The organism is Promicromonospora sp. Marseille-Q5078 (assembly GCF_050315395.1).
GTDB lineage: Bacteria > Actinomycetota > Actinomycetes > Actinomycetales > Cellulomonadaceae > Isoptericola.
In genome coordinates this window covers 1,705,761-1,729,605 of sequence record NZ_JBNPQG010000001.1, presented here as the reverse complement: position 1 = coordinate 1,729,605, position 23,845 = coordinate 1,705,761, and the positions used below count along the sequence as shown (strand labels likewise).

The following is a 23,845-nucleotide window of genomic DNA, read 5'->3' as shown; positions in this document are numbered from 1 at the left end:
CGCCATGCTCTGGAGGATCGACCCCGGCGGCGACGAGCCGCTGTACGCCCAGCTCGTCGGTCAGGTGCGCCTCGCGGTCGCGCGGGGCGAGCTGGCGGCGGGCGAGCGCCTGCCCGCCGCGCGCGTGCTGGCCGCGTCGCTCGACCTCAACGTCCACACGGTGCTCAAGGCGTACCAGGCGCTCCGTGACGACGGGCTCATCGAGCTCCGCCGCGGCCGGGGCGCCGTCGTGACCGCCGCCGGCGAGGACCTGAGCCTCGTGGAGCGGGCGCTGGCCGACCTGGTCGCCGCCGCGCGCCGGGCGGGCCTGTCCGCCGAGACCACCACCACCCTCGTCAAGGAGGCGATGCACCGATGACCACCGACCGGCGTCCGACCACGGATCCCGCACCGGAGGCCTGGCGCGCCCGCGCCCGCCGGGCCATGGGCTGGGCGACCGCCGTCGGGGGCGCGCTGACGCTCGCGGCCGCCGCGGTCGCCTGGTCCTGGCTCGACGACCTCCCGGACCCGGTCGCGTCGCACTGGAGCGGCGGCGGCGCCCCGGACGGGTTCTCGGCGCCGGGCCCGTTCGTCCTGGTGTTCGCCGCCCTCGGCATCGGGCTGATCGCCGTCTTCGTCGTGATCGGCAGCGTGGCCGGCACGGCCGCGTCCACCCGGCGGTTCGCCGTGGCGGGGAGCGTCTGGTCGGGCGGGTTCGTCGCCGGCATGCTGCTCACGACGCTGGCGCCGCAACGCGGGCTCGCGGACGCCTCGCAGGTGGCCCTTCCCGGCTGGGCGATCGCCGTCGTGCTGGTGGCCCCGCTCGTCCCGGCCGCGATCGTGGCGCTGCTCGTGCCGGCGGACCCGCCGCTCCCCGCAGCCGGGCCGCTCGCGGACGACGCGCCGCGCACCCCGGTGCGCGCCGGTGAGCGCGCCGTGTGGCTGCGGCGCGCGACCGGCGGCCCGGGCCTCGCGGTCGGCATGGTCGCGATCCTCGTGACCGCGGTGCTCGCGGTCGCGCTCGAGACGTGGGCGATGCTCGTGCTCCCGGTGCTGCTGGCCGGCCTGTTCGCGGCCATGTTCGCGTTCACCGTGCGGGTCGACGACTCGGGGCTCACGGTGCGCTCGGTGCTCGGCTGGCCGGGCACGCACGTGCCCGCCGACGAGGTGCTCGGCGCCTCGGTGGTCCAGGCCCGGCCGTTCGCGGAGTTCGGCGGGTGGGGCTGGCGCATCGGCCGGGGCGGCCGGGTCGGCGTGGTGCTGCGCGCGGGCGAGGCGCTGCTGGTGGAGCGCACCGGCGGGCGGTCGTTCGTCGTGACGATCGACGACGCCGCCACCGCCGCCGCGCTGCTCCACACGGTCGCGGACCGGTCGCGCGCCGGCGCCGACGGCTGACACCCGCCCCTCCGGACGGCTCGTCCGAACGGCTCCGCCGAACAGGTCAGCCGAGCAGCTCGGGGTGCGCCCGCGCGACCCGGCGCGGCGCCCGGGCGAGCCAGGCGTCCACGAGCAGCTCACGCACCGCGGCCTCCCCCGCGGCCTCGAGCCGGACCAGCACGACCGGGACACCGTCGAGGTGCGGGATCGTGAACGTCTCCTCGGGTCGCGCGGCGAGCACGGCCTCCTTCTCGCCGAGGTCGTCCACGAAGACGGCGAGGATCGGCCCGCCGGGGACCGGACCGTCCCCGAAGCGGCGCAGGTCGGCCTTGCTGAACGGCCGCTCCCACGCGAACAGGCGACCGGCCGCCGCCCAGGCGCGGTTCCCGTACGTCGTCGTCTCGGAGACCTCGGGCAGTGCCGCAGCGGCGCGGGCGGCGGCGTCGACCGTGACCATGGTCCGAACGTAGCGGGGCGACGGCCGCCCGCACCCCGGCGGGTCGGCTAGGGTGTGACGGGCGTTACCCCATACTCCCGGTACCGGGAACGTCTCGACGGTTCATCTCAACGAGGAGCACCCCGCACCCATGAGCACCCTGCGCATCGGCATCCAGACCGGCTACTGGTCCCGCAAGCCCCCGAAGGGCATCGTCCCCGCGCTGGTCGCTGCGGAGGCGCTGGGCCTGGACTCGGTCTGGACGGCGGAGGCGTACGGCTCGGACGCGTTCACCCCGCTCGCCTGGTGGGGGTCGCGCACCCGGAGGCTGCGGCTCGGCACCGGCATCGCGCAGATGGCGGCCCGCACCCCGACCGCCACCGCCATGCAGGCGATCACGCTCGACCACCTCTCGGGGGGCCGGTTCGTGCTGGGCCTCGGGGCCTCGGGGCCGCAGGTCGTGGAGGGCTGGTACGGCCAGCCGTACCGCCGCCCCCTGGCGCGCACGCGCGAGTACGTCGACGTCGTGCGCCAGGTCTTCGCCCGCGAGCGCCCGGTGTCGGCGGACGGCGAGTTCTTCCGCCTCCCCCTCCCCGCCGACGCGCCCGGCGCCACCGGGCTCGGCAAGGCGCTCAAGCCGACCGTGCACCCGCGCCGCGCCGACATCCCGATCGTGCTCGCCGCGCAGGGCCCGAAGAACGTCGCCCTCGCGGCCGAGATCGCCGACGGCTGGATGGCGGGCTTCTACGCGCCGCGGGCCGACGCCGAGCACCGCGAGCTGCTCGCGTCCGGGTTCGCGCAGCGCGCCGAGGAGCGCACGCCGTCGTCGCGGTTCGAGGTCCTCGCGACCGTGCCCGTCGTGGTGCGCGACGACGTCGAGGCCGCCGCGGACGTCATCCGCCCGCACATCGCCCTGTACGCGGGCGGCATGGGGTCCAAGGAGGCGAACTTCCACAAGGCCTCGCTGGACCGGCTCGGCTACGCGAGCGAGCTCGACGAGGTGCAGGCGCTCTACCTGGCGGGGCGCAAGGAGGACGCCGCGCGGGCCGTCCCCACCGAGCTGGTCGAGGAGATCGCCCTGGTGGGACCCGCGGAGAAGGTCGCCCGCGACCTGGCCCGCTGGGACGGCACGGCCCTGACCACCCTGCTGCTGCAGGGCGACCCGTCCTCGATGCTCACCGTGCTCGCCGCGTCCCAGGCCGCGCGTCGCGACGCCGACGGGGGCACCCCGCTCGGCGCCCGCGTGCGCGCCACCGCCGGGTCGTGGGCGGCGCGGGTCGCGCCCACGAAGGCCTGAGCGCCGGTCGACCTCGTTCGGACTCGGTCGACCTCAGTCCTCCACGGGGAACCAGACGGCGCGGCGCAGGTCCACGCGCCGGCCGTCGCGGGTCAGCGGGCAGCCCTCGGCGCGCAGGGCGTCGAGCGCGGCCGTGACGTGCCGGGCGGGCGGGGCGCCGGACGCGTTGACCACCCGCCACCACGGCACCGGGTGGTTGTCCTGCACCGGCCCGACCACCGCGGCCCCCTCGGGTACGAGGTGGGCGTAGCGGTCGCCCGACCCGGCCATGACGTTGCCGACCTGCCGCGGGCCGCCGCGGCCCAGCCGCTCGCCGACGATCTCGGCGACGAGCCCGTACGTCATGGCGCGACCGGACGGGATCCGACGCACCAGGGCGAGCACCGCCGCCGCGTACTCGTCGGGGGCGTCCAGGGGCTCGGCGGCAGGCGGGGGCACACGGCGACCCTACGACCACCCGCCGACGCGGATATGCGCTGGCACCGGGCGCGAGGCCGGGCCACGATCAGGCGGTGACCTCCGATCGCGCCCGCTCCGCCCTGCCCGCCGGCTACCGCTTCCGGCAGCTCACCGCAGACGACCGCCGCGCCCTGCTCGACCTCGACACCTGGGCCTTCCCCGACCCGCACTCCGTCGACGAGCTCGACGCGACGGCCCTGCCCCTCACCTGGGAGCGGACGGTGGGCGTCGAGGACGACGGCCCGGTGGGCGCGCCCGCGGCCGGCCTGGCCGCGCTGCATGCCTCGTACCCCTTCTCCCGCTTCCCGGTGCCGGGCGCCACGCTGCCTACCGCAGGCCTGACCTGGGTGGGCGTGCACCCGCAGCACCGCCGCCGGGGGCTGCTCACCGCGATGATCGACCAGCACCTCGCGCGCTGCCGCGAGCGCGGCGAGGCGCTGTCGGCGCTGTTCGCCGCGGAGACCGCCATCTACGGCCGGTTCGGGTACGGGAAGGCGGCCGACGACCTGCGTGTGTCCGTGCCGCGCGGGGCCGCCCTGCGCGACGTCGCCGGGGCGGACGAGCACACAGTGCGCATCGATCACGCGGACCGCGCGCGCCACGGCGAGCTCGTCGCGCGCCTGCACCGGGCGCCCGGCCTCCCGACGGGACCGGCGGGCATCAACCGCCCGGGCTGGGCCACCCGGGAGTCCGAGGAGCTGTGGGCGAGCTACTGGTCGGACCCGAAGGCGTTCCGCACGGGCGGCCGGGAGTCGCTGCGGATCGTCGTCGTGGAGCGCGACGGCGAGCCGCGCGGGTACGCCACCTTCCGGCGCACCCTGGACTGGCAGGTGACCGGGCCGCGCGGCACGGTGCACGCGGGCGAGGTCGTGGCGCTCGACGCCGCGGCCGCGCGCGCCCTGTGGGGCGTGCTGCTGGACGTCGACCTCATGAGCTCCACCGAGCCGTTCCTGCTCCCCGTCGACGACGCGGTCACGAGCCTGCTGGTCGACCCGCGCGGGGCGGCACCCAGGGTCGCGGACAACGTGTGGGTGCGCATCGTGGACGTCCCCGCCGCCCTCGCGGGCCGCCGCTACCAGGCGGACGTCGACGTCGTCCTCGGCGTCGCCGACTCCCGGCTGTCCGACAACGCCGGGTCGTGGCGCGTCCGGGCGTCCGCGTTCGGGGAGGCGACGTGCGAGCGGACCGCGGCGGAGCCGGACCTGGAGCTCGACGTGCGGGAGCTGGGGGCCGCGTACCTGGGCGGGACGTCCCTCGCCGCGCTCGCCCGCGCGGGGCTCGTCGCCGAGCGCTCGCCGGGCGCGCTGGCGCACGCGAGCGCGGCGTTCGGCTGGCCCGTCGCGCCGGCCTGCGGCTGGGTGTTCTGACGCGGGTCGGGACGCCGCGGTCAGCCCGGCCCGAGGAGGTGCGCGAGCCCCGACCGCGTCGCGGCGCCGAGCTTGCGCCGCGCGGCCGCGAGGTGCTTCTCCACCGTGCGGGGCGACAGGTGCAGCTCCCGCGCGATCTCCCGGTCCGTGCGCCCCGCGGCCGCGAGGACGGCCACCTCGCGCTCGCGGGGCGACAGCGCGTCCCCGTAGCCCCGCCGACCGCCGCGGTGCCGCGCCGGGGCGGCGAGGCCCGCAACCCGCGCCGTCCGCGCCGCACGCCCCTCGTCCCACGTCGCCCCGAGGACGCGGAAGACCGCGAGCGGCTCGGTCAGCAACGCCGACGCCTGGGGGTCGCCGCTCTCCAGGAGGCACCCCGCGGCGGCCTCGCGGGCCAGGGCGGCCTCGTGGACGCAGCCGTGGTCGTCGTAGGCGGACGCGGCGCCCAGCAGCGTCACCGCCGCGCTGTCCCACTCGCGCTCCGCGCGCTCGCGAAGCCCCGTCGCGTGCCGCTGCGCCGCCGTCTCGAGCGGCACGTCCAGGCCGGCGACGTCGAGGGCGAGCCGGTCGACGACGTCGGACGCCTCCTCGACCTCGCGGGGCGACGTCGCCGCCTCGACCCAGGACGGCAGCACCCGCACGACCGGCGCCCAGAGCCCCGCCCCGCGGGCCTCGTCGAGCACGCGCCGCCCCAGGGCGAACGCGGCGTCGTGCCGCCCCCGCGCCACGAGCAGCCGCAGCAGCGACGTCACGGCCAGGGGGCGCAGATCGACGGCCTCCCGGACCCCGACCGCCCGCTCGAGCAGGCGCTCCGCGCGCACGAGGTCGCCGCGCGAGAGCGCGAGGCCGCCGCGGAGCGCGTCCGTGACCACCCGGACCGACGGGTACGCCCCGGCATTCCGCGCGAGCTCGACCAGGCGCTCGTCGAGCCCATCCCAGCGACCGGTGCAGAAGTCGAGCAGCGCCGCCGTCCGACGCACGCGCAGGCCGGTCCCCGCGTCCGTCGCCGCCGTCGCCGCGGGAACCGCGGCGAGGAGGCGCCGCGCCGCCTCGTGGTGCCCGCTGAACGCGGCGTCGGCCGCGACCGACTCGAAGCCGCTCGCCTCCCGACGCCCTGCGGCGACCCCGCCCGTGGCGCGTAGCATCTCGTCCACGAGCCCGCGCCAGACCGGGTCGCCCATCGTCACCAGCACCATCGCCGCCTTGCCCCGCAGGAACACCCGGTCGCGGGCGCCCGGCACCGCCGGCAGGACGTCGAGCGACCCGTGCAACCACCGCCGCGGCTCCTCGGGGCGACGGTCCGGATACGTCGGGTCCCCCAGAGCCACCATGGCGCGCGCCCGCAGGTCGGGCCGCTCCCCCAGGTCGTCGACCGCTCGCTCGAAGTGCTGCTGCCGCGCCGCGGGGTCGCGTTCCACCTGGGTCCGCAGCAGCGCGATCGCGAGGTGGAGCTCGCCGCGATCGGTGCCGGCGGCGAGCGCCGTCGCCGGCTCGAGCAGGTCGAGCACGTCGGGGACGGTGTGGATCGCGGCGACGGCCGCGCGGCCGAGCCGGACCGCGAGCGCCACCCGCCGCCCGTCCGCGAGGTCCCCGTGCCGAAGCAGGTCGGCGAGCAGCCGCGCCGCCTCCGCGTCGTCGCCCCGCGCCGCCGCGTCGTCGGCCGCGCGCTCCGTCGCGGCCGCCCAGGCCTCCCGCTCGCCCGCGTGCCACCGGTGGCGCGCCACCCGGGCGGGCTCCGCCCCGCGCCGCCCGAGGATCTCCGCCGCCCGGGCGTGCAGGGGTTCCCGGCGCCATCGCGGGATCGCCTCGTGCACGGCCTCGGCGGCCAGCGGGTGCCGGAAGCCCAGGTCGCCGCCGTGCTCGACGAGAACACCGGCCCGCAGGGCCTCCTCGAGCGGCTCCAGCGCGGCGTCGGTGGTGGTGCCGGCGCACGCGGCGAGGACCTCGACCGAGGACGGGCGGTGCAGCACGGCCGCGACGTCGACGACCCTCCGCGCCGCCGCCGGGAGTCCCTGCACCCGTGCGAGCACCGCGTCGCGCACGCCGTCCGGGACGGACTGCGGGCCGGCGCGCAGCGACAGCGCCCCCTCCTCGCCGACGAGGAGGCCCCGCTCGGTGAGCGCGCCCACCAGCTCCTCCACGACCAGCGGCACGCCGCCGGTCCGCTCGTGCAGCCGGAGGGCGACGTCGTCCGCGATCAGCTCCGCCCCCGTCATGGCGGTCACCAGGCGGCGGGTCCCGTCCACGGACAGCGCGCCCAGGCGGACGGTGACGCGGTGCAGTCCGCGCGCCTGCGCGACCGCGCCCGTCAGGGGCGCGTGCGGCGCGTCGTCGCGGAACGTCAGGACGATCCCCAGGCCCGACGGCGGGTCGGAGACGAGGTACGCGAGCAGCTCGAGCGTGAGGACGTCCGCACGGTCGACGTCCTCGAGGACCAGCACCACGTCGCCGAGCGCCGCGAGCACCTCGCGGGCAGCGCGCAGCAGCCGGTGCCGGACGGCATCCGGGTCGTGGGGGGCGACGCCGTCGTCGGGCAGGACGTCGGCCAGCTCCGGCAGCCAGGGCCGCAGCGCACCGGTGACGGCCGGCAACCGGAGCCCGGCGAGCGCCGCCCGCTGGTGCCGCAGGCCCTCGACCACCGGCCCCAGCGGGACGGGGACCCGCGCCCAGCGGCACGACCCGGTGACGACGTGCCGGCACAGCTCGGGGGACGCCACCCCCTCGCGGACCAGCCGCGACTTGCCGATCCCGGACTCCCCCGCCACGACGACGAGGGCCGGCCGGCGGGTCAACGCGTCGACGAGCGCCGCGGCCTCCCGCTCGCGGCCGACGAACGGCGCCCGCGGTCCGCCCGGCGTCCTCGCCGCTCCCGAACCCCCGGTCACCCGCGCCCCTCCCGTCGATGTCGTGTCCATCGTCGACGATCCTGACCGGCCCGAGGCACCATGGGCCGCCCTCACGGGCGGCGAGAAACCGACATGGCGGGTACTCGTCACCCCCTGTGGGGGAAATTCCCCATGGCAACGGTCGTCGGGAGGCGGCGAGGGTGAGCGCGGAGCGGTCCCGCTCCGCGCAGTCGTCCCGTGGAGGTCCCATGTCGTCCCCCTGGTCCAGGTTCTCGGCCCGACGGTCGGCCCCACCCGGCGCACGACGCCGCGGCGCCGCCCGCACCGTGCCCGCCCTCGTCGCGGCGGCGGCGCTGACAGGTCTCGCGCTGCCCGCCGCGGCCGTCCCCGCGGTGGCACCCGCGACGTCGAGCGCGACCTCGACCGGGACCGCGACCGGGTCCTCGACCGGCACCTCTACCGCCGATGTCGGCGACAAGATCCGGCCCGGCGTGTCCCGCGCGCTCGACGCGCACGGCACGGCCGACTTCTGGGTCCGCTTGGGCGACACCCCCACCGCCGGGCTGGACGCCGCGGCGGGCACCGCCGACTGGGACGCGCGCGGCGCCGCCGTCGTCGACGCGCTGCGCGAGAACGCGCGCGAGAGCCAGAAGGGCGTGCTCGCCACGCTCGACGCCGCGGACGCCGACTACGAGACGTTCTGGGCGACCAACGCCGTCTACGTCTCCGACGGGTCCACCGAGCTGGCCTCGACGCTCGCCGGGCTGGCGTCCGTCGACGCGCTGTGGCCGTCGCGCACGTACGACCAGGTCGAGCCCGCCACCCCCGAGGCGGCCCGCGACGCCGCGACCACCGCCGTCGAGTGGGGCCTGACGCAGATCCACGCCGACGACGTCTGGGCATCCGGGGTCGACGGCAAGGGCGTCACCGTCGCCAGCATCGACTCGGGCGTCCAGTACGACCACCCCGCCCTGGTCGGCAAGTACCGCGGCAACAACGGCGACGGCACCTTCACCCACGACTACAACTGGCTCGACACGAGCGGGCGGTGCGACGGCGCACCCTGCGACGTGAACGGGCACGGCACCCACACGATGGGCACCATGGTCGGCTCGGACGCGGACCACGAGATCGGCGTCGCCCCCGGAGCCACGTGGATCACGGCCAACGGCTGCGACACCTGCTCGGACGTCGATCTCGTCGAGGCAGCCCAGTGGATGCTCGCCCCGACGAAGACCGACGGCACGGGCGCCGACCCGGCGAGGCGGCCGCAGATCATCAACAACTCCTGGGGCACCCAGACGGCCTCCGTCGACCCGTTCATGGAGGACGTCCAGGAGGCGTGGGCCGCCTCCGGGATCTTCGCCGTGTGGTCCAACGGCAACATCGGACCGAGTTGCAGCTCCGCCGGCTCGCCCGGGTCCCGGATCATCAACTACTCCGTGGGTGCCTACGACTCGACCGGCACCATCGCGTCGTTCTCGTCGCGCGGCTCCGGGCAGGACGGCGGCGTCAAGCCCGACATCTCCGCGCCCGGCGTCGCGGTCCGCTCGTCCGTGCCCGGCGGCTCCTACGGGGTGCTGGACGGCACGTCCATGGCCGCCCCGCACGTCTCCGGCGCGATCGCGCTGCTGTGGTCGGCCCAGCCGAGCCTGGTGGGCGACCTGCTGACCACCCGGGCCATGCTCGACGAGACCGCGGTCGACGCCGAGGACCTCCAGTGCGGCGGCACCGCCGACGACAACAACGTCTACGGCGAGGGCCGCCTCGACGCCCTCGCCCTCGTGCAGGCGGGCGACCGCGGCCCGATCGGCACGCTGGCGATCGACGTCACCGACACCGCGACCGGCGACGCCGTCACGGGCGCCGAGGTCCACCTCACCGGGCCGGACACCGACCGCGACGTGACGCTCGACGCCGCGGGGCACGGCTCCCTGACCCTCCCCGTCGGCACCTACGACGTCGCCGTCCGCGCGTTCGGCTACGACGACGCCGCCGCGACCGCGGATGTCACCGAGGACGCCACGACCAGCCGGAAGGTGGCGCTCACGCCGACCCCGCGGGCGGAGGTGACCGGCACCGTGACCGACGGCTCCGGCCACGGCTGGCCGCTGTACGCGACGGTCGCCGTCGACGGGACGCCGCTCGGGACCGTGCACACCGACCCGAAGGACGGCACCTACACCCTCTCGCTGCCGGTCGGCGCCGAGTACGACCTGCGGGTCGCGGCCGCCTACCCCGGCTACGAGACCGTAGCGCGGACGGTGGACATGACGGACGCCGCGGCCGGCGACACGGTCTCCCTCGACGTCGACGTCCCGGTGGACACGCTGCCCTGCACCGCGCCGGGCTACCACCAGGTGCAGCCGCGCGTCGCGGCCGTCACCTTCGACCCGGGCAGCGAGATCGCGAAGCTCTTCGCGGCCGAGGGCCTGACGGTCGACCTCTTCACCCCCGACGAGCTGGACCAGGTGCGCGGCTACGACGTCGTCCTGTGGGGGTACAACTCCAGCGCCCCCACCCGGGCGCAGTTCGACGCCTTCCTGGCCGACAGCGACGCGAACGGCACCGGCGTCGTCTTCCTCGATTACGCGTTCGGCACGTGGAACGGCATCGCGACCCTCTCGGCGATGACCGGCGTGCCCACCGCCGTGCAGCGCAGCAACGGCAGCGGCACCGGAACCTACTACGAGGTCTCCGCCACCCACCCTGTCCTCGACGGGCTCGCCGTCGGCGACCGGGTGCGCCACGAGCGCCCCTCCGGGCGCACGGCGTGGTTCACCGGCTGGACCGGCGAGGGCCGCGAGGTCGTCGCCACCGCGGGCACCGAAGGCTCGGCGCCACGCGGAGCCGGCATCGGCCTGCAGCAGCGGCCGAACAACCGCCACGTGCTGATGTCGATGAGCGCCCGGTACCCGGCCGACTGGTCGGCGGACTCGAAGCAGGTCCTGTGGAACGCCGTCTCCTGGGCCAACACCTCCGGCGACGAGGTCGCGTGCGTCCCCGACCCGGGGGCGCTCGTGCTCGGACAGGTGACCGACGCAAACACCGGCTCGGGCGTGCCCGGCGCGACCGTCACCGCGGGCGACATCGAGGTCCGTGCCGCCGCCACCGAGGACGACGACGCGACCGGCGACGGGTTCTACTGGTTCTTCGCGCCCGACGCCGGCGACGTCGCGGTCGAGGCCGCGGCCACCCGGTACTCCACGGCGTCGACGACGGTCACCGCCGCGCCGGACACGGTCGCCGTGGCCGACGTCGCGCTCCCGGCCGGCCGGATCGACGTCACCGCCACGGGCACGACGCCGCGGCTCACGCTCGGCGGGGCCGCCGCCATCGCGACGATCAACGTCACCAACACCGGGACCGCGCCCGTCGACCTGCGGTTCGGCGAGCGGGACGGCGACTTCACGCTGCTGCGGGCGGACGGGTCCAAGCTGGCCGGCGGCGCCGTCGCCGACGCGAAGGGCGCGCCGCTGCGCGAGCTCGACGGTCCGGTGACGCTGGGCGCGCACGGGTCGGCGAAGGACGCCCGGGCGGCGTCCGCCGCGGAGCCCGCGGCCGGCCCCGCGGCCGAGCCGTGGACGCCGGTCGCGGACTACCCGACCGCCATCATGGACAACGCGGTGGTCCGCCTCGACGGCACGATCTACTCGATCGGCGGCTCGGACGGCGCGGGCCCGACGGCGGCCGTGTGGGCCTATGACCCCGCGACCCTCGCCTGGCGCGAGGTCGCCCCGCTCCCCGCGGCCCGCAACGCCATGACCGCGGCCGTCGTCGACGGCCGGATCGTCGCCACCGGCGGCTGGGGGCCGGACGGCGTCGCCGCCGAGACGTGGATCTACGACGCCGCGAAGAACGCCTGGGAGCAGGCCACGTCGATGCCCGCGGCCCGTAGCGCGGCCGGCGCGGCCGTCGTGAACGGCGAGCTGTACGTGATCGGCGGGTGCTCCACGTCGAGCTGCGCGCCGATGTCCTCCGAGGTGCTCACCTACGACGTGGGCGCCGACGCCTGGTCCGCCGTGGCGGACTACCCCCAGGGCGTGGCATTCGCGGGCTGCGGGGCGATCGACTGGACGGTCGTGTGCTCGGGCGGCAACAACGGCGCGTCGACGGAGCGGACGTACCAGTACGACCCCGGGACCGACGAGTGGAGCCGCCGCGCCGACGCCCCCGTCGACGCGTGGGGCGCCGCGTCCGCCGTCGCGAACGACCGCCTGCTGGTGGTCGGCGGCGTGCAGGCGGGGACAATCACCAACGCGGCGTTCGCGTACGACCCCGGCGCAGACACCTGGGAGCGGATGCCCAACGCCGGCACGTCGCGGTACCGCGGCGGCGCCGCCTGCGGCTTCTACAAGGTCGGCGGCTCCGTGCAGAACTACATCCCGGACCCCGCGGCCGAGGTGCTGCCCGGGTTCGACGACTGCGCGGAGGGCTCGACCGACGTGGCCTGGCTGTCGACCGACACCACCTCCGCCGAGCTCGCCGTCGGCGAGTCCGTCGAGGTCGCGGTCGCCGTGACGCCCGCGGTCGACCAGCCCGGCGCGTACACGGGCACCGTCGCCGTGCAGGAGAGCACGCCGTACCCGCAGGCGCCGGTCGCGTTCGCGATGACCGTCGACCCCCCGAAGTCCTGGGGCAAGCTCGCCGGCGTCGTGTCCGGCGCGTCGTGCAGCGCCGCGACCGCCCCGCTGCAGGGCGCCACGGTGCAGCTCACGTCGGCCGGCGACCGGTGGACGTTCACCACGCCGGCGGCCGGCTCCTGGTCCCGCTGGTTCGACAAGAAGGCGCACCGCGCGTTCGACGTGGCCGCATCCAAGGACGGGTACTCGATCGGCACCATGCGCGCGTCGATCCGGTCCGGGGGCACGGTCCGGGCCGATCTGACGCTCGACCGGCTGGGCTGCTGAGGGCCGGACCACCTGACCGCGGCCCCGGCCGGCGCCCCTCGCGCCGACCGGGGCCGCGGTGCGTCCGACAGGTCCCTCGTCAGCCCTGGCAGACCCCGCACCAGAAGAGGTTGCGCCCGGCGAGCTCCTTGGTGAGCACCGGCGACCCGCACACGCGGCATCCCAGCCCGGCACGGTGGTAGACGTAGAACGACGCGTCGCGCGGGACGGCGTCCACGTCGCCGTCGGTGTTCTGCCGGGTGACGCGACGAGGGTCGCCCCCGCCGCCGTCGGGCACCCGGTGCTCGGGGCAGGTGGTGACGATCGCGCCGCGGTCGGCGCCGTCGCGCATGAGGACGACGAGGTCGTCCCAGATCGCGGCGAGGGTCGCGGCCGGCACGTCGCGGCCCGGGCGCAGCGGGTCCAGGCCGGCGCGGAACAGCGCCTCCGCTCGGTAGATGTTGCCGACGCCGGCGATCACCGCCTGGTCCATGAGCTGCTGGCCCACGGTCACCCGCGAGCGCCGCACCCTGTCGACGAACACGTCCCGGTCGCCGTCGGAACGGATCGGGTCAGGACCCAGGCGCGCCTCGACGGCGGCATTCTCGGCCGGTGTGAGCACCTCGCACGCCGTCGGGCCGGTGAGGTCCGCGACCGCGTGGTCGGCGAGCAGCCGCAGGCGGACCGCGCCGCGCGGCTCCGGCGCCTCCCAGCCGCCGTCCGCGGTGGGCGCGGGGCCGGCGGGGACGGTCTCGCGCTCTCCCACGCGACGACGCGGCGCGCCGATGGCGTGCACGACGTCGGGACCATCCCCCGCGAACGTCCACGCCCCGTACAGCCCCAGGTGCACGCGCAGCCAGCGCAGGTCGGCGCGGCCGTCGGCAGGGTCATCGGCGGGGTCGGCGGCAGGATCGGCGGCGAAGCCGCAGAACAGCTGCTTGCCCCACGCCTCGCAGGCGACGAGGACGGCGCCGTCGAGCAGCGCGGCACCGCCGGCGAACCGGCCCTGCGGGCTGGACGCGGCGAGCGGCCGCCCGGCGAACAGCGCCTCGAGGGCCCGCGCGAGGCGGTGGACGGTGTGCCCCTCGGGCACGTCAGGCGATGGCCGAGACGTCGTGCGACGCCTCGTACGCGGCCAGCTTGTCGATGCGGCGCTGGTGGCGGGCGTCGCCGCTGAACGGCTCGGCGACGAAGGCCTCGACGAACGACGTCGCCTCCTCGACGGAGTGCATGCGGCCGCCCACGGCGATGACGTTGGCGTCGTTGTGCTGGCGACCGAGCCGGGCCGTCTCCAGGGACCAGGCGAGCACCGAGCGCACGCCGACCACCTTGTTGGCCGCGATCTGCTCCCCGTTGCCCGAGCCCCCGATGACGACGCCGAGCGAGCCGGGCTCCGCGACGACGGCCTCGCCGGCGGCGATGCAGAAGGCCGGGTAGTCGTCCTGGGGGTCGTACTCGTGCGCCCCGTGGTCGACGACGTCGTGGCCCGCGGCGCGCAGGTGGTCCACGAGGTGGGTCTTGAGCTCGTATCCGGCGTGATCGGCGGCGATGTGCAGACGCATGCGGCACATTCTCCCCTACCTCCGGGGGCGCCCCGCGCGTGGGCGTCGCGCCGTAGGGTGACGCCATGACTGCCGACGCGACCGGGCTGCGGTCCGGTATCGACCTCTCCGCCCTCGACCAGGCCGTCCGCCCGCAGGACGACCTGTACCGCCACGTCAACGGGCGCTGGCTCGCCCAGCACGAGATCCCCGCGGACCGCGCCATGGACGGCGCGTTCCGCGCGCTGCACGACCTCTCCGAGGAGCGGGTCCGCGCCATCATCACGGACCTCGCGGCCACCGAGGACCTCGACCCCGCGTCGACGCCCGCCAAGATCGGGGCACTGTACGCGAGCTTCCTCGACACCGACCGGGTGCAGCAGCTCGGCACCGAGCCGGTGGCGGCCGAGCTCGCGCAGGTCGCGGGCGCGGCCTCGACCGCCGAGCTCGTCGACGTGCTCGGCGCGCTGCAGCGCACCGGCGGGGGCGGCGCCGTCGCGTTCTACGTGGACAACGACGCCAAGGACCCCGAGACGTACGTGACGTACCTCGTGCAGGGCGGGCTCGGCCTGCCCGACGAGGCGTACTACCGCGAGGAGCAGTACGCGCCGGTCCGCGAGAAGTACGCGCCGCACCTGGCGCGCATGCTCCGCCTCGCCGGTGTCTCGGCCGACTCGGCCTGGGGCGCCGACCCGGAGGACGCCGCGGCCCGCGTGCTCGCCCTCGAGACGAAGCTCGCCGCGCACCACTGGGACGTGGTGCGGGACCGCGACGCCGACCTCACCTACAACCCGATGACGCTCGCCGACCTCGTCGAGCAGGCGCCCGGGTTCGACTGGCGCGCCTGGGCGGCGGCGCTCGGCGCCCCCGCCGGGTCGCTGGACTCCCTCGTCGTGCGCGAGCCGTCGTTCGCCACCGGCTTCGCCGAGCTCTGGCAGTCCGAGCCGCTCGCCGACTGGAAGCTGTGGGCCGCGTACCACCTGCTCACCGCCCGCGCCGCGTACCTCGACGACGCCACGGTCGAGGCCAACTTCGACTTCTACGGCCGCACGCTCTCGGGCGCCCAGGAGGTGCGCGACCGGTGGAAGCGCGGCGTCGCGCTGGTCGAGCGGGCGCTCGGCGAGGCCGTCGGCGAGCAGTACGTGGCCCGCCACTTCCCGCCGGAGCACAAGGAGCGGATGGACACGCTGGTCGCGAACCTCGTGGCCGCCTACCGCGAGTCCATCGAGGCGCTCGACTGGATGACGCCCGAGACCAAGCTCAAGGCGCTCGCCAAGCTCGAGCGGTTCACGCCCAAGGTCGGCTACCCCGTGAAGTGGCGCGACTACGCCGCCCTCGAGGTCGACGCCGCCGACCTGGTCGGCAACGTCCGCCGCGCGCACGCCTTCGAGCAGGACCACGAGCTCGGCAAGATCGGCCGGCCGATCGACCGCGACGAGTGGTTCATGACGCCGCAGACGGTCAACGCCTACTACAACCCCGGCATGAACGAGATCGTCTTCCCCGCCGCGATCCTGCAGCCCCCGTTCTTCGACCCCGACGCCGACGACGCCGTGAACTACGGCGGCATCGGCGGCGTCATCGGGCACGAGATCGGGCACGGCTTCGACGACCAGGGCTCCAAGTACGACGGCGACGGCCGCCTCGAGGACTGGTGGACCGAGACCGACCGCAGCGAGTTCGAGAAGCGGACCACCGCGCTCATCGCGCAGTACGACCAGTTCCGCCCCGCCCAGCTGCCCGACGACGGCCCGCACGTCAACGGCGCCCTCACGATCGGCGAGAACATCGGCGACCTCGGCGGGCTGTCCATCGCCATCAAGGCCTACCGGATCGCGCTCGGCACGTCGCTCGACGACGCCCCCGAGGTCGACGGGCTCACCGGGCTCGAGCGGGTCTTCCTCGGGTGGGCGCAGGTGTGGCAGTCCAAGGGCCGCGACGAGGAGATGGTGCGGCGCATCGCCACCGACCCGCACTCCCCCAACGAGTTCCGCTGCAACGGCGTGATCCGCAACATCGACGAGTTCCACACCACCTACGGCGTGGGCCCCGACGACGAGCTCTGGCTCGCCCCCGAGGAGCGCGTCCGCATCTGGTGACCGCCCGATGACGACGAGAGCCGCCGGCCACGATCGTGGCCGGCGGCTCTCGCGCTCGGAGGGGTCCTGCTCAGGCCCTCAGCTGGTGCCGATGCCCGCGCGGGCGAGGGAGAAGCCGTTGCCCGACGGGTCGTGGGTGCACGACATGCCCGTGTCCTCGCTGCGGCAGGTGAAGTCGCCCTCGGTGATCGAGTCGCCGTAGTCGAGGACGTCGACGTCGCCGCCGGCGGCCTTCGGCTGGTCCTTCGCGGGGACGCACGGCTGCGCCACCTTCCCGTCGGCGTCGACGGTCACGACGTAGCCCGTGGTGCCGTCGCAGCCCTCCGTCGGGGCGGGCTGCTGGTTGAGCTCGGCGATCCCGCAGGACGCGCCGTCGGCGTAGATCGAGCAGGTGATGTTCGTCGACGGCGCCGCGAAGTGCGCCAGAGGCTCGCCCTGCATCGGCGCCTCCGCGGAGGCGGAGGCAGAGGCCGACGGAGTCGGCGAGGCCGCCGTGTCGGCGCCGGCCTGCGCGCCGCCGGGCGACGGCGCGGTGAACATCTGCACCGCGAACACCACCATGGCGACGACCAGCACCACGTCGACCGCGATGAACGCGATCCAGCCGCCGGAGAGCCGGCGCCGACGACCCGGAGCCCGGGGCGGCGGCGGGGGCGCGCCCACGGCCGCGGCCGGCGGGTAGCCCCACCGGGGGCCGGCGGGGCGGGCTGCGCGTAGACGGGCTGCGCAGAGGCGGGCTGCGCGGGAACGGGCTGCTGGACCTGGGTGGCCGCGGCGGCGTACGCGGGCGGGTACTGCCCGGGCTGCGGCGCGTACGGCGCGGCCGGCGGGATCTGCTGGGTCGGCTGGTGCACCGGCGCCGGCCGCGCGGGCGCCGCGTCCGGCGGCGGGGGCACCGGGGCGTGCACGGTGGGCGCGCCCGCGCCCGGCGTCGACGCCTGCGGCGCCGTGGGCTGCGGCACGGCCGCGGCGGACGGAGCGGTGATCTGCTGCAGCGGGACCTCGGCCGCGGTGTCGGCGGACGTCGGTCGTCGGTACGCGGACGCGACGCGGCGGACGCCGGTGGCCGGCGACGCCGGCGGCACGGACGGCGGCCTGCCGTCGTGCCCCGGCGGGGGCGGCGGAACGGTGCCGGACATCTGGACTCCCTCCAGTGGCTCTCGGGCGCCGTCGGGCGGTGTGCGGGGCACCCTCGCCCCGACGACGCACCGGGCAGGATGTCACGATCGGGTCTCGGCGGTCGAACCCGTCCCCGCGCCCCGCTACGCGGCGCCCCGCCCTGACCGCCGTCCGCACCCCGCGCGACCGGGGGAAAGCCGTGCGTCGACCGGGGCCCGAGGTGGCATCATCGTGCGCGAGCCTGCGCGCCCATCACGCGCGGCACCACCTTGAGACGAGGGAGAACCCGTGCCCGGAGAGAACCTGACCCGCGTCGAGGCGATCGAGCGCGCCGACGTCGTCACCGACGTCGAGTCGTACGCCATCGACCTCGACCTGACCACCGGACCGACCACGTTCGCGTCCACCACCGTCATCCGGTTCTCGGCCACCCCCGGCGCGGGCACGTTCGTCGACCTCGTGGCCCCGTCCGTGCGCGAGATCGTGCTCAACGGCCGCGCGCTGGACCCTGCGGAGGTGTTCGCCGACTCGCGCATCGCGCTGACCGACCTCGCCGCGCAGAACGAGCTGCGCGTCGTCGCCGACTGCGGCTACACGAACACCGGCGAGGGCCTGCACCGTTTCGTGGACCCCGTCGACGGCGAGGTCTACCTGTACACGCAGTTCGAGGTGCCGGACGCCCGCCGCGTCTTCGCCACCTTCGAGCAGCCCGACCTCAAGGCGCCGTTCCAGGTGACCGTCACGGCGCCCGCGGCGTGGCACGTCGTGTCCAACCAGCCGACGCCGGAGCCGACCCCCGCCACGCACGCGACGGACGCCGACGTCCAGGCCGCGACGTGGACCTTCGGGGCGACGCCGCGCATCTCGTCCTACCTCGTCGCCCTCGTCGCCGGCCCGTACGCGGTGCAGCGCGGCGAGCTCACGTCGTCCGACGGCCGCACCATCCCGCTCGGCGTGTTCTGCCGCACGTCCCTGGCCGAGCACCTCGACGCCGACTACATCATGGAGACCACCCGTAAGGGCTTCGTCTTCTACGAGTCCACGTTCGGCGTGCCGTACCCGTTCGACAAGTACGACCAGCTGTTCGTGCCCGAGTACAACATGGGCGCGATGGAGAACCCGGGCTGCGTCACCTTCACCGAGTCCTACGTGTTCCGCTCCCAGGTCACGGACGCCATCCGCGAGCGCCGGGTCGTGACGATCCTGCACGAGCTGGCCCACATGTGGTTCGGCGACCTCGTCACCATGAAGTGGTGGAACGACCTGTGGCTCAACGAGTCGTTCGCGGAGTACGCGTCCACGCTCGCCACCGCCGAGGCCACCGAGTGGGAGGCGGCCTGGACCACGTTCTCCGCGATGGAGAAGACGTGGGCCTACCGGCAGGACCAGCTGCCCTCCACGCACCCGATCGTCGCGGAGATCCGCGACCTCGAGGACGTGCAGGTCAACTTCGACGGCATCACGTACGCCAAGGGCGCCTCCGTGCTCAAGCAGCTCGCCGCGTGGGTCGGCCGGGACGAGTTCCTCGGCGGGGTGTCCGCGTACTTCCGCAAGCACGCCTGGTCCAACACGGAGCTGCGCGACCTCCTGGTCGAGCTCGAGGCCACCAGCGGCCGCGACCTGGCCGCGTGGTCGGAGGCGTGGCTCGAGACGGCGGGCGTGAACACGCTGCGCCCCGAGATCGAGCTCGACGACGAGGGTCGCATCAGCGGCTTCGCCGTCCTGCAGTCGGCGGCCGCCGACTACCCGACCATCCGCCCGCACCGCCTCGGCATCGGGTGCTACGACCTCGTGGAGGGCGCGCTGGTGCGCACGCACCAGGTCGTCATCGACGTCGACGGCGAGCGCACGGAGGTGCCGGACCTCGTCGGTCGCGAGCGCCCCGACCTCGTGCTGCTCAACGACGAGGACCTCGCGTACGCGAAGATCCGCCTCGACGACGCCTCGCTCGCCGCCGCCGTCGAGCACCTGTCGCGCATCACCGACCCGCTGGCCCGGTCCCTCGTCTGGGGGTCCGTGTGGGACGCCGTCCGCGACGGCGAGACCCCCGCCTCGGCGTACGTCGACCTCGTCCTCGGCAACATCGCCGCGGAGACGGAGTCGACCACCGTCCGCACCACCCTGAACCAGCTCGGCCTGGCCGCGCGGTCGTACGTGGCCCCGGAGCGCCGGGCGGCGACGCTCGCACGCATCGGCGACCGCCTGTGGGCCCTCGCGCAGGAGGCGTCCGCGGGCTCCGACCTGCAGCTGCAGCTCGTGAAGTTCTTCGCGGCGCTGGCGTCCACGCCCGACCACGTGACCCCGCTGCGCGGCCTGCTCGACGGGTCTGTCGCCCTCGACGGCCTCACGGTGGACACCGACCTGCGGTGGGAGCTGCTCGAGAGCCTCGTGCAGCTGGGCGCGGCCGAGACCGCGGAGATCGACGACGCCCTCGGCCAGGACGACACGGCCACCGGCCGGCAGGCGGCCGCCCGGGCGCGTGCCGCCTCGCCGTCCGTCGAGGGCAAGGAGGCCGCCTTCGCCTCCGTCGTCGACCGCTCCGACGTGCCCAACGCGATCATCCGTGCGACGGCCGCCGGCTTCGTGCACGTGACCGACCCGGCCGTGCTGGAGCCGTTCGCCGCCCGCTACGTGGACGCGCTGCTGCCGATCTGGACCACGCGCAGCTACCACATCGCCGAGGAGCTCATCGAGGGGCTCTACCCGGCGCCGCTCGCGTCCGTCGAGCTGCGCGACGCCGTCCGCGGCTGGCTGGACGCCCACGCCGACGCCCCGGCGGCCCTGCGCCGCATGGTCGTCGAGCAGCTCGCGGGCACGGAGCGTGCGCTCGCGGCGCAGGCCGCCGACGCCTGATCCCGCTGGTTGAGCCTGTCGAAACCCTCGTCAGGTTTCGACAGGCTCAACCACCGACCAGTTTCGACAGGTTCGACCGCCGGAGTCGTCAGCGCGCGGTGCGCACCGCCTGGACCAGGGAGCGCAGGCGCGCGTTCTCGAAGAGGTCGTCCACCAGCACGACGTTCCCCGACCCGTCGGCCAGCGGCACCTTCCAGTTGGGGTACTCCTGGTCGGTGCCCGGCTGGTTCTGCGTGCGCCGCTCGCCGACGCCGTCGGTGAGCTGCACGCCCACGAGAGCGGCCGGCGTCTTGCGCAGGTACCGGTGCAGCCCCTCGACGATCTCCCGCTCCGACGGGTGGTCGGAGACAAGCCCCCGCATCGCGAGGGCCAGCACGGCGGCGTCCCGCTCGGCGCGGGCCTCGCTGCGCAGCTCCTGGGCGTCGTCGGCGAGCAGCCCGAGGCGCTCGCGCAGGTCCACGTGCTCGCCGGCGAGGTAGCCGGCCGCGGGCGGCATGTCGTGCGTGCCGACGGTCGCGAGCGACGCGCGCCGGTACTTCTCCGGCTCCAGCGGCCGCCCGTCCTCCTTCTCGAACCACAGCACGGAGGTGCCGAGGACGCCGCGGTCGGCGAGCTCGTCGCGCACCCACGGCTCGAAGACGCCGAGGTCCTCCCCCACGACGACGGCGCCCGCGCGCCGCGCCTCCAGGCAGAGGATCCCGACCAGCGCCTCGTGGTCGGACCGCACGTAGGCACCGGCGGACGGCTCCGCGCCGGCGGGCACCCACCACTGCCGGAAGAGGCCGAGCACGTGGTCGACGCGCAGCGCGCCCGCGTGCCGCAGCACGGTGCGCAGCATGTCGCGGTACGGCGCGTAGCCGGCGCGGTCGAGCGCACGCGGGTTCCACGGCGGCTGCGACCACGACTGCCCGCGCTGGTTGTACATGTCCGGGGGCGCCCCGACGGAGACGTCGCGGGCCAGCACGTCCCGGTGCGCCCACGCGTCGGCGCCCTCGGGGTGGGCGCCGACCGCGAGGTCGTGCATGATGCCGATCCGCATCCCGGCCTCGCGCGCCACGCGCTGCGCCGTCTGCTTCTGCTCGTCGGCCACCCACTGCAGCCAGACGTAGAACTCGACCCGCTCGGCGAGCTGCTCGCGCAGCGCGGCGACGGCGGGTGAGGCCGGGTCGCCCAGCTCGTCCGGCCGCGGGCGGGACCCGAGGTGCTCGACGATCGCGCACCACGTCGCGAAGTCGCGCAGGCCCACGCCCTCCTCGGCGACGAACTCCTGGTACGCGGCCTCGCGCGCGGCGCGCCGCGGCGCGGTGAACACCACCTCGAGGGCCGCCTTCTTGGCCTCCCACACCGCGTCGCGGTCCAGCGCGCCCGGGTCGGCCACGAGGTCGCGCACCGGGTCGGCCGCCCACTCCACGAGGGAGCGGTCGGCGGCGGAGAGGTACGCCGTCTCCGGGATGTCCTCCACCCGCACGTACAGCGGGCTGAGGAAGCGCCGGCTGGTCGGCAGGTACGGCGACGGGGTCAGCGGCGTCACCGGCTCGGTGGCCGACAGGGGGTTCACGCCGACGAAGTCCGCGCCGCCGCGGTGCGCGGTCAGCCACGCCAGGTCGGCGAGGTCGGCGAGGTCGCCGATGCCCCACGACGTGCGCGAGCGCACCGAGTACAGCTGGACGAGGAAGCCCCACCACTGGTCGTCCTCCAGCCCCGCCGGCAGCTCGAGCCGGCGCGGCGTGACGACGACCGTGGCGCGCGACTCGTGGCCCTCCGTGAGCGCGTGCAGCGAGTGCCAGCCCAGCGGGAGGTCGGCCGGGAGGGCGAAGGTCGCGCGCCCGACGCGGCGCCCGTCGACCGTGCGCGGCTCGACCAGGACGTCCAGCTGCTCGAGGTCCTGGCGGCGGCGCACGGCGTGCTCGCGCGCGGCGGGCTCGGCGCCGTCCAGCTCGAGCCACACGTGCACGGCCGCGCCGTCGGTCACGTGCACCGGCACCTGCGCGTCGGCACCCTCGCGCACGACGACCGTCGGGGGCAGCACGGCCCGCCACTCGTCGTCGCGCACCCGCTGGAGGCTGTGGGTGACCTGCGCCGCGGAGTCCGCCGGCACGCCCAGCGCGCGGAGGAGGGCGACCAGCGTGGACGCGGGGGCGGTCACGACCTCGCCGCCGAAGCCGTGGTGCTCGGTGAGCACCCCGTGCAGCTCGGCGAGCTCACGCAGCTCGTCGCTCGGCACGTCGGCCGGCTCGTCGGCCCGGGGCTGGGTCGAGGGATCGGTCGAGGGACCGGGCGACGGGTGCGTCGGAGTGTCGGCCACCGCCTCGGGCGCATCGGCGCTCACGTCGTCGGGCGTCTCGTCCGTGTCGTCCGGGGTGGTCGGCTGATCCTTGCTCACGGGGACGATCCTGCCATCCCGCGCCCCACCAGGCAGTCCACCCACGCGGCGCGGGACCGGGCCGCGCGGCGTTTCGTCGAGACGCCCGCTCTCGTTACCGTGGGTCGGGTGACCCCCGTGATCTCCGCGCTCCGGACCGCTGCCCATGCCTCGGCCGCGACGTCGACGACGCCGGACCCGGCACCCTCACCCACGCCGACGAGCACCGGTGGCGTGGTGGAGCAGGGCGTCGAGGCCGCCGCCGAGGCCGGCAACGCCTTCTGGGACTGGTTCACCGGCTGGCCGCTGCAGATCCTGATCATCCTGGCGATCGGCGGCATCGTCCTCGCGCTGCTGCGGCGCGTGATCGGGCACGTGACCGAGCGCATCGCCACGGGCGCGGGCACGAAGACCACCGAGCCGCCGAAGGACCCCTCGGCGCCCGCCGGGGCGTGGCGCCGCTACCTGAGCCGCACGCCGTTCATGGAGGACGCGCTCGCGATGGCGAACCCGCTGGCCAGCCAGCGGCGCGCGCAGCGGGCCCGGACCGTCGGGTCGGTGCTGCGCTCGACCGCCAACATCGCGGTCGGCACGATCATGGCGCTGATGATCCTGCAGCAGTTCCAGGTCAACGTCGCCCCGCTCGTGGCCTCCGCCGGCGTGGTCGGCGTCGCGCTCGGCTTCGGCGCCCAGAGCCTGGTGAAGGACTTCATCTCCGGCGTCCTCCTGCTGGTCGAGGACCAGTTCGGCGTGGGCGACGTGGTGGACCTCGGGTCCGGGGCGATCGGCACGGTCGAGGAGGTGCAGCTGCGCGTCACCCAGGTCCGGGCCTTCGACGGCACGCTCTGGTACGTGCGCAACGGCGAGATCCTGCGGGCGGGCAACTTCAGCCAGCAGTGGTCGCGCGCGGTCGCGGAGATCCTCGTGCCGCTGGACTCCGACGTCGACGTGGTGCGGACCGCCCTCGGCCGCGCGGCGGACGCCGTGCAGGCCGACCCGGAGCTGTCCCCGTTGCTGCTCGAGGCGCCGTCCGTGCGCGGGGTCGACGCCGTGACGGACTTCTCGATGACGTTCACGCTGCACGCGCAGACCCGGCCCGGCGAGCAATGGGGTGTCTCGCGCGAGATGCGGCGCCTCGCCCAGGCGGAGCTGCGCACGGCGGGCGTGCTGCAGGGCACCACCCTCCTCGAGCGGGCGGCCGACCCCGAGGGCTGACCGGTCCGG

General features: G+C 75.7%; 15 protein-coding genes. 8 read left to right on the top strand and 7 right to left on the bottom strand.

The annotated features are described in order from the left end of the window. Window positions 1-4 precede the first annotated feature (4 nt). Both ACQFYA_RS07980 and ACQFYA_RS07975 read left to right on the top strand, forming a co-directional pair. Window positions 5-358, top strand: coding sequence for a GntR family transcriptional regulator (locus ACQFYA_RS07980; RefSeq protein ID WP_499122824.1), 354 nt, complete (start codon window positions 5-7; stop codon window positions 356-358). After that, a complete protein-coding gene (locus tag ACQFYA_RS07975) occupies window positions 355-1,374 on the top strand; it encodes a DUF1648 domain-containing protein (protein ID WP_499122821.1) in 1,020 nt (339 codons plus the stop codon). Before ACQFYA_RS07980 ends, ACQFYA_RS07975 begins: the two co-directional genes overlap by 4 nt. A gap of 46 nt (window positions 1,375-1,420) precedes the next feature. Here the strand turns inward: ACQFYA_RS07975 and ACQFYA_RS07970 are convergent, their stop codons facing one another. Then, window positions 1,421-1,813, bottom strand: a complete 393-nt coding sequence (locus tag ACQFYA_RS07970; RefSeq protein ID WP_499122820.1) for a hypothetical protein — start codon at window positions 1,811-1,813, stop codon at window positions 1,421-1,423. Window positions 1,814-1,952: 139 nt separating this feature from the next. Here ACQFYA_RS07970 and ACQFYA_RS07965 point away from each other — a divergent pair, with 139 nt between their 5' ends. Then, window positions 1,953-3,089 carry an LLM class F420-dependent oxidoreductase gene (locus tag ACQFYA_RS07965; protein WP_499127475.1) on the top strand — a complete coding sequence of 379 codons (1,137 nt, stop codon included), beginning with the start codon at window positions 1,953-1,955 and terminating at the stop codon, window positions 3,087-3,089. A gap of 33 nt (window positions 3,090-3,122) precedes the next feature. Here ACQFYA_RS07965 and ACQFYA_RS07960 read toward each other — a convergent pair whose 3' ends face one another. Then, on the bottom strand, window positions 3,123-3,527 hold the full coding sequence (locus ACQFYA_RS07960; protein ID WP_499122818.1) for an MGMT family protein: 405 nt from the start codon (window positions 3,525-3,527) through the stop codon (window positions 3,123-3,125). A 74-nt stretch (window positions 3,528-3,601) separates the two neighbouring features. Here ACQFYA_RS07960 and ACQFYA_RS07955 point away from each other — a divergent pair, with 74 nt between their 5' ends. After that, window positions 3,602-4,915: a GNAT family N-acetyltransferase gene (locus ACQFYA_RS07955; protein ID WP_499122817.1), complete on the top strand. Its 1,314-nt coding sequence runs from the start codon at window positions 3,602-3,604 to the stop codon at window positions 4,913-4,915. 20 nt (window positions 4,916-4,935) lie between these two features. Here ACQFYA_RS07955 and ACQFYA_RS07950 read toward each other — a convergent pair whose 3' ends face one another. Next, on the bottom strand, window positions 4,936-7,827 hold the full coding sequence (locus tag ACQFYA_RS07950) for an ATP-binding protein (protein WP_499122814.1): 2,892 nt from the start codon (window positions 7,825-7,827) through the stop codon (window positions 4,936-4,938). Window positions 7,828-8,006: 179 nt separating this feature from the next. Between ACQFYA_RS07950 and ACQFYA_RS07945 the strand changes: the two genes are divergently transcribed. Further along, complete coding sequence (locus ACQFYA_RS07945; RefSeq protein WP_499122812.1) at window positions 8,007-12,668, top strand: S8 family serine peptidase; 4,662 nt, start codon at window positions 8,007-8,009, stop codon at window positions 12,666-12,668. A gap of 79 nt (window positions 12,669-12,747) precedes the next feature. On the opposite strand, the gene ACQFYA_RS07940 is transcribed toward ACQFYA_RS07945, so the two are convergent. Beyond that, window positions 12,748-13,740, bottom strand: a complete 993-nt coding sequence (locus ACQFYA_RS07940) for an Fpg/Nei family DNA glycosylase (RefSeq protein ID WP_499122810.1) — start codon at window positions 13,738-13,740, stop codon at window positions 12,748-12,750. A gap of 1 nt (window position 13,741) precedes the next feature. Next, a complete protein-coding gene (locus ACQFYA_RS07935) occupies window positions 13,742-14,209 on the bottom strand; it encodes a ribose-5-phosphate isomerase (protein WP_499122808.1) in 468 nt (155 codons plus the stop codon). A 65-nt stretch (window positions 14,210-14,274) separates the two neighbouring features. Between ACQFYA_RS07935 and ACQFYA_RS07930 the strand changes: the two genes are divergently transcribed. Continuing rightward, window positions 14,275-16,287 (top strand): M13 family metallopeptidase, encoded by a 2,013-nt coding sequence (locus tag ACQFYA_RS07930; RefSeq protein WP_499122805.1) that lies wholly within the window; start codon window positions 14,275-14,277, stop codon window positions 16,285-16,287. Between the two features lie 78 nt (window positions 16,288-16,365). On the opposite strand, the gene ACQFYA_RS07925 is transcribed toward ACQFYA_RS07930, so the two are convergent. Beyond that, window positions 16,366-16,950, bottom strand: coding sequence for a hypothetical protein (locus ACQFYA_RS07925; protein WP_499122804.1), 585 nt, complete (start codon window positions 16,948-16,950; stop codon window positions 16,366-16,368). Between the two features lie 744 nt (window positions 16,951-17,694). Between ACQFYA_RS07925 and pepN the strand changes: the two genes are divergently transcribed. Further along, window positions 17,695-20,259: an aminopeptidase N gene (gene pepN / locus ACQFYA_RS07920; RefSeq protein WP_499122801.1), complete on the top strand. Its 2,565-nt coding sequence runs from the start codon at window positions 17,695-17,697 to the stop codon at window positions 20,257-20,259. A gap of 88 nt (window positions 20,260-20,347) precedes the next feature. Here pepN and malQ read toward each other — a convergent pair whose 3' ends face one another. After that, complete coding sequence (gene malQ, locus ACQFYA_RS07915; protein WP_499127474.1) at window positions 20,348-22,483, bottom strand: 4-alpha-glucanotransferase; 2,136 nt, start codon at window positions 22,481-22,483, stop codon at window positions 20,348-20,350. 267 nt (window positions 22,484-22,750) lie between these two features. Between malQ and ACQFYA_RS07910 the strand changes: the two genes are divergently transcribed. After that, entirely contained in the window at window positions 22,751-23,836 is a 1,086-nt protein-coding gene (locus ACQFYA_RS07910; protein WP_499122799.1) for a mechanosensitive ion channel family protein, read from the top strand. Window positions 23,837-23,845: the final 9 nt, after the last annotated feature.